Consider the following 13,448-nt stretch of genomic DNA (forward strand, 5'->3'; position numbering starts at 1 on the left):
CCGGACTTCCCCCCACCATGCTCGAAACCCTCAAACACTGGCTGAGTCGCTCGGGCGGCTGGGAAAGCATGGAACCCTACGTGCTGGGCGCGTTCTGGGTGCTCGCCGGCTACTTCATCGCCCGCCTCTTCGCCCGCGGCGTCGATCGGGTGGTGCGCCTTCGCCACGGGGCCAGCCCCCACAGCGCGGTGATCGCCAGCAAGACGGCCTTCTACAGCGCCTTCTCGCTGGTGGTCCTCGTCGCGCTGAGCACCCTGGGCGTAGAACTCAGCGGACTTTTGGCCGCCGCCGGTATCTTCACCGTCGCCCTGGGCTTCGCCGCGCAGACCAGCGTCTCCAACATCATCTCGGGCTTCTTCCTCTTCATGGACCGCCCCTTCTCCATTGATGACACCGTCAAAATCGACACCACCCTGGGCACGGTGATCTCGATCGATCTGCTGAGCACGCGTATCCGAACCTTCGACAATCTGATGGTTCGCATCCCCAACGAGGCGCTCCTAAAGAGCACGATCACCAACTACACCCTCTACGGCGTGCGCCGCATCGAGGTCCCGGTGCGCGTGCCCTTTGCCTGCGACCTGGTCGAGCTGCAACGCTCGCTCACCCAGACCATGCACGCCCTCCCCAACATCCTCGATGAACCCTCACCGGTAGTCCTCATCGACCGCTTTGGTGAAAACGGCATGGAACTCCTGGTTCGCGCCTGGAGCGAGCGCCAGCACTATATCTCGGCCCGCAGCGAACTCACCGGCACGATTCACGCTCGCCTCCAGGAACTCGGCGTGGACATCCCCCTGCCTCAGCGTGTCCTTCACCTGAGCCCCTCGACCTCCCCGGAACGATCCTCAGATGAGCTGCTTGCCAGGCTCGACCCGGCGCCCCCAAAACGCCCCGCTCGGGAGGAAGCCCTGGCCGCCCCCACACCCTCGCCCGACTAAGCGCCGACCTTAAGCATCCAGGCGTTGCACCACACGCCTTGCCATGCTCTCCAACGTGCCCGCGTCGTGGAACTGCTCCAGAAACGCGTCCGTCTCCACCCCACTCTCCCCGGCCTGCAACAGCCGGGTGCCTCCCTGCTCGCCACAGGCTTTCAGATGGGCCTGCACCAGCGCGTGGTCAAAACAGCGCTCCATAAAGCGCACGCTCCCGGCCGAGCCGTGCCAGAGCGAGGCGCAGGCCTCCACCAGCTCCTCAGCGTAGGCCTCGCTGCCCAGATACCCCGGGGTGCAGGGGCGACGGTATCCGAAGCGCCCCAGCAGCGTAGTCGCCACGTAGATGTTGGCTACAAAGCCCTCGATCAACGCGCCGGCCGACTCCTCAAGCCGGTTGCACGTGTAGAGCGCCAGCCCCCGGTTGTAGAGCACCGCCGGTTCCACCGGGACCGTCTCGTAGCAACGCAGCGCCTCCCTCAAAAGCCCCATGCGGTGATACGCCTCTCCGGCCAGGAAATAGCACCCGATATACTGCTCCGGAAAGTGCTCCCCCAACCACTCAAAATGCCGCCGGGCCGCGTCCAGCTCCCCCAGCCGATACAGGCAGAGCGCTCGCCCCTCCACCGCCCGCAACACCGGATCGGCCGCACCATCGACCTCCGCCACGTTGAGCCCGACCTCAAAGACCGCGTCCATCGCCCGACCGTAGAAGCGCTCGGCGTCCACCAGGTCGCCCTGCTCCCAGGCGATCAGCCCCAGATAGCTCAGAAACTCAAAGTCCTCGGCAAAACGCGCCACCGCGTCTTCCAGAACCTGGCGCGCCCGGGCATAGTCCTGACCGGCAATCGCTTCCAGCGCGTTCTGCAAAAAAGGCTCGCGACCGGCCAGCTCCGGATCCACGGGAGCCTCGGCATCCAGCAGGCGGTCAAGCTCCATGCGTAGCTGGGCCAACAACTCCCGCATACGATCGCGCGAATCGGGCCGAAACTCCGCCAGCGCATCCACGCCTCTCAATACCCGACAGGCATCGCCCAAAAGCTCAAGCAAGACTTTCATAAACCTTCCAGCGCCACATCAACATTCTCGAAAGCAGCACCTTCACCAACATCACCTCCGTTGGCCCCCGGTGCCATCTCACGTGCCTGATGAAGGCTCGTCGACATCGGGCGTTCCGTCAAAAAATTTCCCACCTCACCGTCCTCCGAGCTCCCCGATCGCGCCGGCCCCCCGGAAACCAGCCTCCACAATCACCGGAACAGGCGTTTACCTGCCGACGACGACGCTCCCACCCGGCCCCGGTTGATTCCCCGCTTCACACCATGCTAAACACCGCCCCCATTGCTTACGCGCGCGCGGAAGAGCCCGTTGACATCCGATGTTCTCTTTAGCTCGACGCGCCGCACGCGCCCTTGCCAGACGCCCGAACTCGCTCTCTCGATGTGGACACCATGATGACCCCCAACGAACTTCGCCAACGCTTCCTCCAGTTCTTCGAAGAGCGCGACCACCGCGTGGTCGCCTCCTCCCCGGTTGTCCCCCAGGCCGACCCGACGCTGCTCTTCACCAACGCCGGGATGAACCAGTTCAAAGACCTGCTCCTGGGCAACGAGACCCGCGACTACACGCGCGCGGCCAGCGTACAGAAGTGCGTGCGCGCCGGCGGCAAGCATAACGACCTCGATGAAGTCGGCCGCGACGGACGCCACCTCACCTTCTTCGAAATGCTGGGCAACTGGTCCTTTGGCGACTACTACAAGCGCGAGTCCATCAAGTGGGCCTGGAAGTTCGTGCTCGAAGAGCTCAAGCTCGCCCCGGAACGCCTCTACGTCACCATCTACAAAGACGACGATGAGTGCTTCGACATCTGGACGCAGGAGATGGGCCTGGACCCCGCACGGGTGCTGCGCCTGGGCGACATTGAGGCCGGCGACGAAGAGAACTTCTGGTCGATGGGCCCCACCGGCCCCTGCGGTCCCTGCACCGAGATCCACTACGACCTCCACCCGGAGTACGGTCCCATGACCTTCGGGGTGGGGTACGACGAGGACCGGATCAACGAGATCTGGAACCTGGTCTTTATGGAGTTCAACCGCGATGAAGACGGCACGCTGAACCCCCTGCCCATGAAGAGCGTGGACACCGGCCTGGGCCTCGACCGCGCGGCGATGGTCGTGGCCGGTCGCGACAACGTCTTTCACACCGACCTCTTCACCCCCATCTTCCAGAGCCTCTTTGAGCTATTGGGACAGGATGTCGGCCGCGATCTCGACGCCTTCTACAAGTCCGACAACTTTACGGACTACGCCGTCATCGCCGACCACGTCCGTACCGTGACCTTTGCCATCTGCGACGGGGCGAAGTTCGCCAACGACGGCCGCGGCTACGTGCTCCGCCGCATTCTGCGCCGCGCCGTGCGCCACGGACGCAACCTGGGCTTTGACGCCCCCTTCCTCCACCGGGTCGCCGCGGCGGTCGTGGAGGCCTACGGCGATATCTACCCCGAACTCCGCGCCACCGGTCAGGAGGCCGCCGAGCTGATTCGACTCGAAGAAGAGCGCTTCTTCCGCAACCTGGACCGCGGCCTGGAGCTTTTTGAAGATGCCGCCGCCCGCGCCGAATCCGAGGGCAAGAAGACCCTCAGTGGTCAGGAGGTCTTCCAGCTTCATGCAACCTTTGGCTTCCCGCCGGATCTCACCGAGATCATGGCTGAGGAGCGGGGCATGAGCATCGACTGGGAAAGTTACGAGTCGTTGTGGAAAGAGCACCAGGAGACCAGCCGCGGCAAAGACATGTACGCCGACGCCGCCGGTGTGGGCGACTGGGAAACCCTGGAAGAAGGCCCGGCCAACACCTTCGTGGGCTACGGCACGCTGGAGACTCACACCACGCTGCGCAAGGTCCGCAGGCTCCCGGAGAACCGCTTTGAGGTCCTGCTGGCCAGCACCCCCTTCTACGCCGAGAGCGGTGGGCAGGTCGGCGATCGCGGCCAGCTCCTCGGCCACGGCGGCGAGCTGGTGCTTGAGGTCGAAGATGTCCAGAAAGCCCCGATCGGCATTACGCACCGGGTTCGCCTGGTCACCGGCGAACCGGACTTCACTGGCGAGTTCATCGCGCGCGTCGATCCGCGCCATCGCCAGAAAGTGGCCTGCAACCACACCGCCACCCACCTCCTGCACGCCGCGCTGCGCGATGAAGTCGACAACGCGATCTTCCAGGCCGGCTCCATGGTCGGCCCGGATCGTCTGCGCTTTGACTTCAGCTACGGCAAACCCCTGAGCGCCGACGACATTCAACGCCTGGAGGAGCGCGTCAACGGGCTGATCCGCCAGCGCCTCGACGTCACCTGCCACACCGAGGTTGACCGCGACACCGCCGTCGACGAGATGGGCGCGATGGCCATCTTCGGCGAAAAATACGGCGACAAGGTCCGCGTGGTGGAGATCCCTGGCGAGTCGGTCGAGCTCTGCGGTGGCACCCACGTGGCCAACACCGGCGAGATCGCCCTCTTCCGCATCACCAGCGAATCCAGCGTCGCCGCCGGCATCCGCCGCATCGAAGCGCTCACCGAAGAAGGCGCCCTGAAGGCCTTCCAGCAGGAACGTGCCCAGCTGCGGACGCTGGCCGAGATCTTCAAATCCGACGTGACCAACCTCAATGAACGCGCCCGCGCGGTGCTTGAGGACCGCAGCCGCCTGGAACGCGAGGTCGACAGCCTCTCCCAGAAACTTGCCAGCCGGGGCGCCGACACCCTCGTGGACGACGCCGCCGAGGTCGACGGCGTGAAAGTCATCGCCACCGCCGTCGCCACAGGCACCCGCGATCAGCTGATGGCCTACGCCGACAACCTCCGCGAGAAGCTCGGCCAGACCGAAGCCGTGGCCCTGCTTGCCAGCGAAATCGAAGGCAAAGCCGCGCTGATCTGTGTGGTCACCGACGCGGCTTTTAAAGCCCGCAAGGTCAAGGCGGGCGACCTCATCAAGCGCGTGGCCAGCCACGTCGATGGCCGCGGCGGTGGTCGCCCCACCCTGGCGCAGGCCGGCGGCCAGAACCCCGCGGGCATTCCCGCGGCCGTTGAGGCCTTTGAAGGCGCAGTTCAGGACGCCCTGAGCTGAGCCCCTCGCAACACACAGTCGAGTGAGCGCCCCCCGTCCCCCGGCCTGCAACACGCAGACCGGGGGATTTTTTTGAGCGCTGCTCCGCACAAAAAAGGCCCGAAGCATCGCGCTCCGAGCCTGATAACACCGCCCCCGACGGCCCTACTCCTGAGCAGCCTGCGCCGAGGCCGTCGGCGAGAGCCCCGACTCGCTAAATGAGACCATCGCGATGCCGGCTGCCAGCAACGAGAGCACACAGAGCGCCGCGACCAACCAGCTCTGACGCCGACGCATGACACGCACCTCCTCAGAGAGTTCTCTCGCCAGTTCCGCCGAGCGCTGATGGCTCGCCAGCAACTCTTCCTGACGTGTCTGCGCCTCCTGAAGCGCCTCCTGGCTGGCAACAAGCTGTGCCCGGTAGCTGACGATCTCTGCCGACGAGGGTTGCGCGGGCTTCACCGCCTGGTCGCTCATCTGCTCACGGGCGTCACGCAGTGCCTGCGCGACCGCCTGGCGCTCTTCCGAAAAAAGACGCGCGACCTTGGCCCCCAGACCTTCGCGCAGCACGTCGATCGCCACGCCCTTCTCCCCCAGATACGCCCGAATCGCCCGACCAAATTCGCTCGCGCGCTGGTAACGCGCCTCCGGGTCCCGCTCCAGCGCCTTCATGAGAATCGGATCGATCGCATCGGGAACCCACTCCGAGGTCTCCCCGGGCGCCGCAATCGCTTCGTTGAGCAACGCCTCCTTGACCTCTTCAACCGAGTCCCGGCGAAAGAGCCGTCGAGCCGTCACCAACTCGTAGGCAATCACACCCAGGCTGAAGATATCGGAGCGCCCGTCAACCGCCTCCCCACGACACTGCTCCGGACTCATGTAGGCAAACTTCCCGCCCACCGGCTCGCCGCTCGAAACACTCGTCTCACCGACCACCTGGGCGATGCCGAAGTCAAAAACCCGGGTTAACCCCTGATAGGTCACCATCAGGTTCTGAGGGCTGATATCACAATGCACGATCGAGTAGCGCTGCTGGTCGATGTCGACAAAATCATGCGCATAACCCAGCCCCTCGCAGGCATCGGCCACAATCAGCAGCGCCTCATCCAGACTCAACCCGTCGCCACGCGAGAACGCGCGCTGCGCCAGATCGGCAACCGTCTGCCCCGCCACATAATCCATGACCATGAAGTGCTCATCGCCCACCTGCTTGGCATCGTGCACCGTCACCACATGGGGATGAGAAAAACGCGAGGAAACGCTGGCCTCTTTATAAAAGAGCGCCTCAAAGCGACGTTCGCCAAGGTTGCGGTCGGGAATCCCCTTGATGACCACCGGGCGAAAGAAGCCATGCGGCCCGCCACGCGCCGCCAGAAAGACCGCCGATTGCCCGCCTCGGGCAATATGTGCCAGAAGACGGTACTCCCCAAGTTGTCGGTTCTCGCGTTCCACGCGTCGCCTACTTCACAGGGCGCCAGTATGGCCGGACCGCAACGCGCGGTCCGGCACCATGGCAGCCGATCCTCAAGGATCGAAACGGCGATTGTAAGAAGCGTCGATCGGGGGTGTCAATCTCCCCCGACAAATTACTCTACGATCAGAGTCTGCGTCGCGCTGAAGGTCGCTCTGAGCTCCCAGGAGTCGTCCTCCCCGTCTTCATCGTAGTCGTAGTTCACCGAATCAGCCCCACCAAAGAGCTGAGAAAGCGGCGTGGGGTCGCCCCCGGGGATCACCGCGAGGCCGACATCGGCAATGTCTTCCAGCACCACGTAACCGGTGATCGTGCCGTCTTTAATGGTGGGCTCCTCACCGCTGGCCGTCGCCTGCAGATCCGCAGCGATGGTAAGATCCCGAATCGGGATGATGGTCTTATTGACCTCTCCGTTGGCCTCCACCGTCGCCACAAAGTTCAGCAGCGGCAGGGTCGCGTCGAGCTCGCCGGTGGTGCTGATGCTGCCCTCGGTGAACTCCGGCACGTCAAGTTCGCCATCCCAGCGATACTCTCCCGCAGTCCCGGTCTTGAGCCCGGCCCCGCCGCGAATTTGCAGCGTGCCCGCGCTGACATCGATATCCTCCATCTCCACGAGCACGACGACCGGGTAGTTGACGTCCTGGTCCAAGAACCTCTCAATCGGTCCGTTAACGAAAGCCCCCGGGGTACCGGCATCAAATGCAAACTCTGTAAAACGCATGTTGTACGACGCCGCAAACGCCGGCTCCTCGGCAAACTCCGGACCATCTCCGGCGTCCGACGTTTGCTCCCCGGCATCGTTTTCCGTGTCGTCGGAATCGCTACCACAGGCCACGCCACCCAGCAGTGCTGCGGCCACCAACCAGGGCATCCAACGCTCTTTCGAAACCATCATCTCACCACCTCATATGTAGACGTTTCATGCCTGCGGGAGCTTCGGACTGAGACCTCAGTCCAGACTCTGCAAGGGCCCAAAGTTCACGAGCTTTTCAAAGAGCTTAAAGCGCTCGGCAATCGCCCCGGGCTCCAACTTGCGCAACGCGTTGAGGCTAAAGTCCTCGACACAGAAACTCGCCATCACGCAACCCACCACCGTGGCCTGGCGCAGTGCCGCGGTGTCGATGGTCTCGCAGCTGGCCAGATACCCCAGCAGACCGCCGGCAAAGGTATCGCCCGCGCCGGTCGGATCAAACACCGACTCCAGGGGATAGGCCGGCGCAAAGAAGACGTCGTCCCCGCTAAAGAGCAACGCTCCGTATTCGCCGCGCTTAATCACCAGATGCTTCGGCCCCTTGGCCTGAATCGCCCGGGCGGCTTTGACCATATTGGCCTCACCCGCCAGCTTGCGAGCTTCGCCCTCGTTGATGACCAGCATATCCACGCGGCTCAACACCCGCTCCAGGGCATCGAGCTTACCGTCGATCCAGAAATTCATCGTGTCGGCAACGACCAGGCGAGGATTCTTCACCTGCTCCAGCACCTCCATCTGGAGGTCGGGATCGATGTTGGCCAAAAACACGATCTCGGCGTCTCGATAGCTCTGAGGGAGCTCGGGATGAAAATCTCCGAATACGTTGAGCTGGGTATCAAGCGTGATGGCTTCGTTGAGATCGAAGCCGTACTTTCCTTCCCAGCGGAAGGTCTTACCGGAGACCCGATGCAGCCCCTCGCAATCAATGTCGCGGGAGCAGAGAAAATCGACTTCCTCCTGGGGGAAGTCTTCACCGATGACGGCGACCAGCTGCACTTTGGTGAAATAGCTCGCGGAGGTGGAGAAGAACATCGCCGAACCGCCGATGGCCTCTTCTGCCTTACCAAAAGGCGTCTCTACCGAATCAAACGCCACCGACCCTACAACCAAAAGACTCATGCCTGGACTCACTCCATTCGAACGCAGCTGTGCGCCCGATGCTTAAATGAACTGCTCTCGCCATCCGCCACTCAGGCGTTGGTCGAGCTCTCGTTTCGAAACTTCTCCAGCCGCTTGCGTACGTGGGGCGGCTCCTTCTCCCCGGGCTTTCCAAGCTGGCCACAGGCGGCCATCTCATCGCGACCCCGAGTGCGCCGACGGTACACGCCGACGTTGCGATCGACCAGATATTTCTGGAAGGCGTCGATGCGTTCTTCGGGCGGCGTCTGAAAGGGGGTGCGAGGGTGAGGATTAAAGGGGATCAGGTTGATCTTGGAGGGAATCTCCCGCGTGAGTTCAATGATGCGCTGCGCATCCTCCAGCGTATCGTTGAAGTCGCGAATCATCACGTACTCAAAAGTGATGCGCTCGCGATTGGAAAGCGGAAACTCTTTTAGCGCGCCGATCAACGTCTCCAGATCCCAGCGGTCGTTCACCGGCATGATCTGCCCGCGCGTCTCATCGGTGGTGGCGTTGAGACTGATCGCCAACTGCACATCGGTCTCCTCTCCCAGACGCTTAATCGCCGGCACAAGCCCGGAGGTCGACACCGTGACCTTGCGACGGGAGAAATTCAGACCCTCCTCATCGGTAAGGATGTGAATCGCCCGGATCACATTATCGACATTGTGCAGGGGCTCTCCCATGCCCATGAACACGATATTACCGATGTGGCCGTTGACCTCGCCCATGCGTCGACGCGCCTGCACAACCTGCTCCACAATCTCGGCGGTGCTCAAGTTGCGCTTAAGCCCCATTTTTGCCGTGTAGCAGAAGGTACACCCCATCGCGCAGCCCACCTGGCTGGAAATGCACAGGGTGTTGCGCCCCTCCGAGGGGATATACACGGTCTCAATGACCGCGCCGTCATCGCACTTAAAGGTCAGCTTGGTCGTACCATCGTGGGCGCGATGCGACCCATGATACTCCAGCGCCGATACCCGGGCCTGTGCCGAGAGCTTCTCGCGCAGCCCCCGGGAGAGGTTGGTCATCGCCTCAAAATCTTCGGCCATATGCAGATACAGCCACTGATAGACCTGTTTGGCGCGGAACGCCTTCTCGCCGAATCCCTCGCTAAAGAGGCGCTTGAGTTCGGTGCGGTTGAAGTTCTTCAGATCAAGCGGGCCGAGTTCATCGGCCCCCTGGCTTAGCGCTTCGAGCGCCTGGTCGATGCTCGGGGAGCGTTCGCGTCGCATGGGAGTCTCTCTTTGTGCAGAAAAAAAGCGGCCGGGCCGAGATTACGACGAGTCCGTCAGAATCTCAAACCATGCCGCCAGCGCCTCGCTCCCCTCCGTTGGGGGCAATGGCCAGAGCGACGCCAACCGACCTGCGGTCGGCGTCGCCCCAAAACTCAGCCGCGCGAGAAGAGCTGCACGTCGCTGAAGAAGTACTTGATTTCAATCGCCGCGTTCTCCGCCGAGTCGGAGCCGTGAACGGTGTTCTCACCGATGCTCGACGCGTAGAGCTTACGCAGGGTGTTTTCGGCAGCTTCGGCCGGGTTGGTGGCGCCCATGATCTCGCGGTTCTTGGCCACGGCATCTTCACCTTCGAGCGCCATCACGACCACCGGTCCGCGGGTCATGAACTCGACGAGCTCACCGAAGAAAGGACGCTCTTTGTGCACAGCGTAGAAGCCCTCGGCTTCGTGCTGGGCCAGGTGCATCATACGGATCCCGACCGGGGTAAGGCCTTCTTCTTCGAAGCGGGCAATGATCTTGCCAATCACGTTCTTTTCAACGCCGTCGGGCTTGATGATGCTCAGGGTACGTTCAATCGCCATCTTATACTCTCCAAAAATCGTCTGGTTTAGATGTTCGGGTGCTGCTTTTAAAACTCCGGGCTAGATTAGCCCAGCGCTTTTTTGAGGGTCTCACCGATTTCCGCCGGGGAGCGCGACACGGCAATGCCGGCCTCTTCCATCGCCTTGAACTTCTCTTCGGCAGTGCCCTTACCACCGGAGATGATCGCACCGGCGTGTCCCATGCGCTTTCCGGGAGGGGCCGAAGCACCGGCGATGAAGCCCGCCACGGGCTTGGTCATGTTCGCCTTCACCCACGCCGCGGCTTCTTCTTCAGCCGTTCCGCCGATCTCCCCGATCATGACCACCGCTTCGGTATCGGGGTCGTTCTCAAAGAGCTCCAGAGCGTCGATGAAGTTCATGCCGTTGATCGGATCGCCACCGATACCGATGCACGTGCTCTGGCCAATGCCCAGCGCGCTGAGCTGACCGACGGCCTCATAGGTCAGCGTTCCGGAGCGGCTGACCACACCGACTTTACCGGGCATGTGAATGTGGCCCGGCATGATGCCGATCTTGCACTTCCCGGGGCTGATGACACCGGGGCAGTTCGGCCCCAGCAGGCGCACGTCCTTGTCTTTAAGGTAACGCACCACCGTGATCATATCCTGAACCGGCACGCCTTCGGTGATCGCTACAATGAGCTCCACACCGGCGTCGGCAGCTTCCATGATCGCGTCGGCCGCGAAAGGCGGGGGCACGTAGATCACGCTGGCGTTGCACTTGGTTTCCGCCACAGCCTCGGCCACCGTATCAAACACCGGCACACCGTGAACCTTCTGCCCGCTCTTACCGGGGGTCACACCGCCGACGATGTTGGTGCCGTAATCGATCATCTGCTCGGTATGAAAACTGCCGACCGAGCCGGTGATCCCTTGCACGATCAGCCGGGTGGACTCGTCTACCATTACACTCATCTTCAACCTCTGTATGTCTCGGGCGGCCGGCCAGCACTCCCGTAAAAGTGACTGACCGGGCCGGTCAACGCATCTGAAAAGGTGATCTGACCTTGGGGCTTATCAGCCTTCGGTCAGTTCGATGGCCTTGCGCGCCCCGTCAGCCATGCTGTCGGCACTCACGATGTCGAAAGGACTCTCGTCGAGAATCTTTTTACCGAGCTCCACATTGGTGCCCGCCAGGCGAACCACCAGCGGCACGCTCAGGCCGACCTCTTGAACCGCGTTGACCACACCATCGGCGATCACATCGCACTTCATGATGCCACCAAAGATGTTGATGAAGATGGCCTTCACCGCCTCATCCTGAGTAATGATCTTGAAGGCCTCGGCCACCGTCTCTTTGGTAGCTCCGCCCCCAACATCCAGGAAGTTGGCCGGCTCGCCGCCGTAGTGCTTGATGATGTCCATCGTGCCCATGGCCAGACCCGCGCCGTTGACCATGCAACCGATATTGCCGTCCAGACTCACGTAGCTCAGCCCGTGCTTCTTGGCCTCCAGCTCCGCGGGGTCTTCCTCGGAGACGTCACGCAGCTGCTCCACGGCCGGATGGCGGTAGAGGGCGTTGTCGTCGAAGTTGACCTTGGCATCGAGCGCAATCAAGTCACCGGAACCGGTCACCACCAGCGGGTTGATCTCGACGATGGAGGCGTCCTTTTCCACAAAGAGCTTGTAGAGCGCCTTCATGAACTTGACGGCCTTGAACACCGCCTTGCCTTCCAGGCCCAGCGCAAACGCAACCTGACGGCCCTGGAAATCGGCCATGCCGGTGAGCGAATCGATGAAGACCTTGTGGATCTTCTCCGGGGTGTTCTCGGCGACGTCTTCGATGTCGACCCCACCCTCGGTCGATGCCATCAACACCACGCCGTCGCGCGCACGATCCACGACCATGCCCAGGTAGAGTTCACGGGCGATGTCTACGCCACTCTCCACATAGAGACGGCGCACCACCTGACCTTCCGGACCGGTCTGATGGGTCACCAGCGTGGAGCCGAGCAGCTCCTCGGCGATCTCACGCACCTCATCGATGCTCCGGGCCAGCTTGACGCCCCCGGCCTTCCCGCGACCGCCGGCGTGAATCTGGGCCTTCACCACCCAGAGGTCACCGCCAAGGCCTTCGGCCGCAGCCACCGCCTCGTCGACGCTAAACGCCGGGGTCCCTTCGGGGACCGTAACCCCGTATTCGCGAAAGATCTGCTTGGCCTGATACTCATGGATGTTCATGCGAACTAACCTTCCGTTGGAAGTTCCACTTACGCGCAGCGCGACCGCTTCTCCGGCCTCCACGCCCTGGCATAATCAAACAAAAAAGCGGCCCGCAAAGCGCGGCCGCCGACTTCTTACCGCCGGGGTGCCGGGGCGTCAAGGCAGCCTGCAACCCCTGCGCCCTCCTCCCACTTCGACCTATTTAATCCCCAGCCCCACATAAGTAAGAGGCACCTCCAGCACGCGTGAGAAGAGCTTGCCGACGTCGTGCGTCTCCCCCTTATTTGGAGACGCCTCCACAATCGGAACCAGGCGACCGCTGCCATCCCGCAACAACAGCGAGAACGCATGGACCTTCGTCCCTTCTCCGTCGCTGGAGATCGGGTAATGCGTCATGCCAAACACCAGCTCGCTGACTTCCTCGAAGGGCACCGCCATCTGCGCGCGCCCCTCCACGGGCCAGGTTACGATGCCCCGGAGCTGATCGAGCTCGCAGAGCAGATGCTCCTCCAGGCTGGTCTTCTTCCCCAGCTTGAGCATCACCGACCCCATGGCAATCGCCAGCATGAACCAGAGCATGTCCCACATTGACTGAATCCCGGAGTTGCCGCGGAAGACGATCAGCATCACCAGCAACGCCCCCAACATCACCGCCCCCCAGAACCCCCAGGGCACCACATCGGGATTGTCCCGTTGACCGCGAACCTGCAGCAGGCGCCCGGGACGCTCCCGCACAAAGGGGCTGTACACCATGCGCGCGCCGGGGGCCGACACCACCTCGACAGCCGGATCATCGGGGGTTCCCGCCCACTTTACGGGGAGCTTTTTATCCATCGACACATCTCTTGAGAGCCCCAGTTCCACCAACGCCATCACTGCCTCGCCCGTCTTAGAGGATTGTTCACCGGGTGCCAACGCATACGCGTGAGCATTCATCGTGTGAGATGATGAGCACGCCCGCGGAGTTACAAAACGATTTTCCCCAACCTGCTCCCGCCCCCCCCTCACGGGCAGACGTTGACACCCATTTCCGCCCGTGTTTTAGTCCGCCCTTCCACCGACGCTCTGCGTCAACTACG

General features: G+C 62.5%; 11 protein-coding genes. 2 read left to right on the forward strand and 9 right to left on the reverse strand.

What is annotated here, in order from left to right:
• The first annotated feature begins 17 nt into the window (after positions 1–17).
• Positions 18–941 carry a mechanosensitive ion channel family protein gene (locus DL240_RS03390; RefSeq protein ID WP_111728441.1) on the forward strand — a complete coding sequence of 308 codons (924 nt, stop codon included), beginning with the start codon at positions 18–20 and terminating at the stop codon, positions 939–941.
• A 9-nt stretch (positions 942–950) separates the two neighbouring features.
• Here the strand turns inward: DL240_RS03390 and DL240_RS03395 are convergent, their stop codons facing one another.
• Positions 951–1,991, reverse strand: a complete 1,041-nt coding sequence (locus DL240_RS03395) for a tetratricopeptide repeat protein (RefSeq protein ID WP_111728442.1) — start codon at positions 1,989–1,991, stop codon at positions 951–953.
• A gap of 392 nt (positions 1,992–2,383) precedes the next feature.
• On the opposite strand from DL240_RS03395, the gene alaS reads away from it, so the two are divergent.
• A complete protein-coding gene (gene alaS, locus DL240_RS03400; RefSeq protein WP_111728443.1) occupies positions 2,384–5,047 on the forward strand; it encodes an alanine--tRNA ligase in 2,664 nt (887 codons plus the stop codon).
• 144 nt (positions 5,048–5,191) lie between these two features.
• On the opposite strand, the gene DL240_RS03405 is transcribed toward alaS, so the two are convergent.
• The 8 genes from DL240_RS03405 to DL240_RS03440 form a co-directional block, all read right to left on the reverse strand.
• Entirely contained in the window at positions 5,192–6,478 is a 1,287-nt protein-coding gene (locus DL240_RS03405; protein ID WP_111728444.1) for a serine/threonine protein kinase, read from the reverse strand.
• 134 nt (positions 6,479–6,612) lie between these two features.
• Positions 6,613–7,392, reverse strand: a complete 780-nt coding sequence (locus DL240_RS03410; RefSeq protein ID WP_111728445.1) for a hypothetical protein — start codon at positions 7,390–7,392, stop codon at positions 6,613–6,615.
• A 54-nt stretch (positions 7,393–7,446) separates the two neighbouring features.
• Entirely contained in the window at positions 7,447–8,367 is a 921-nt protein-coding gene (locus DL240_RS03415) for a PfkB family carbohydrate kinase (protein ID WP_111728446.1), read from the reverse strand.
• A gap of 71 nt (positions 8,368–8,438) precedes the next feature.
• Entirely contained in the window at positions 8,439–9,602 is a 1,164-nt protein-coding gene (gene rlmN / locus DL240_RS03420; protein WP_111728447.1) for a dual-specificity RNA methyltransferase RlmN, read from the reverse strand.
• Positions 9,603–9,757: 155 nt separating this feature from the next.
• Positions 9,758–10,186: a nucleoside-diphosphate kinase gene (ndk, locus tag DL240_RS03425; protein ID WP_111728448.1), complete on the reverse strand. Its 429-nt coding sequence runs from the start codon at positions 10,184–10,186 to the stop codon at positions 9,758–9,760.
• Between the two features lie 65 nt (positions 10,187–10,251).
• Entirely contained in the window at positions 10,252–11,121 is an 870-nt protein-coding gene (gene sucD, locus DL240_RS03430) for a succinate--CoA ligase subunit alpha (RefSeq protein ID WP_111728449.1), read from the reverse strand.
• Between the two features lie 102 nt (positions 11,122–11,223).
• Positions 11,224–12,387 carry an ADP-forming succinate--CoA ligase subunit beta gene (sucC, locus tag DL240_RS03435; RefSeq protein ID WP_111728450.1) on the reverse strand — a complete coding sequence of 388 codons (1,164 nt, stop codon included), beginning with the start codon at positions 12,385–12,387 and terminating at the stop codon, positions 11,224–11,226.
• 180 nt (positions 12,388–12,567) lie between these two features.
• Positions 12,568–13,242 carry a hypothetical protein gene (locus DL240_RS03440; RefSeq protein ID WP_111728451.1) on the reverse strand — a complete coding sequence of 225 codons (675 nt, stop codon included), beginning with the start codon at positions 13,240–13,242 and terminating at the stop codon, positions 12,568–12,570.
• Positions 13,243–13,448 lie beyond the last annotated feature (206 nt).

The organism is Lujinxingia litoralis (genome assembly GCF_003260125.1).
Lineage (GTDB): Bacteria > Myxococcota_A > Bradymonadia > Bradymonadales > Bradymonadaceae > Lujinxingia > Lujinxingia litoralis.

What these genes read in the sequence shown, in the direction of transcription:
- rlmN (WP_111728447.1), bottom strand. Translation starts at nt 9,602, where the DNA reads ATGCGACGCGAACGCTCCCCGAGCATCGACCAGGCGCTCGAAGCGCTA.
- DL240_RS03410 (WP_111728445.1), bottom strand. Translation starts at nt 7,392, where the DNA reads ATGATGGTTTCGAAAGAGCGTTGGATGCCCTGGTTGGTGGCCGCAGCA.
- sucD (WP_111728449.1), bottom strand. Translation starts at nt 11,121, where the DNA reads ATGAGTGTAATGGTAGACGAGTCCACCCGGCTGATCGTGCAAGGGATC.
- DL240_RS03395 (WP_111728442.1), bottom strand. Translation starts at nt 1,991, where the DNA reads ATGAAAGTCTTGCTTGAGCTTTTGGGCGATGCCTGTCGGGTATTGAGA.
- alaS (WP_111728443.1), top strand. Translation starts at nt 2,384, where the DNA reads ATGATGACCCCCAACGAACTTCGCCAACGCTTCCTCCAGTTCTTCGAA.
- sucC (WP_111728450.1), bottom strand. Translation starts at nt 12,387, where the DNA reads ATGAACATCCATGAGTATCAGGCCAAGCAGATCTTTCGCGAATACGGG.
- ndk (WP_111728448.1), bottom strand. Translation starts at nt 10,186, where the DNA reads ATGGCGATTGAACGTACCCTGAGCATCATCAAGCCCGACGGCGTTGAA.
- DL240_RS03390 (WP_111728441.1), top strand. Translation starts at nt 18, where the DNA reads ATGCTCGAAACCCTCAAACACTGGCTGAGTCGCTCGGGCGGCTGGGAA.
- DL240_RS03415 (WP_111728446.1), bottom strand. Translation starts at nt 8,367, where the DNA reads ATGAGTCTTTTGGTTGTAGGGTCGGTGGCGTTTGATTCGGTAGAGACG.
- DL240_RS03440 (WP_111728451.1), bottom strand. Translation starts at nt 13,242, where the DNA reads ATGGCGTTGGTGGAACTGGGGCTCTCAAGAGATGTGTCGATGGATAAA.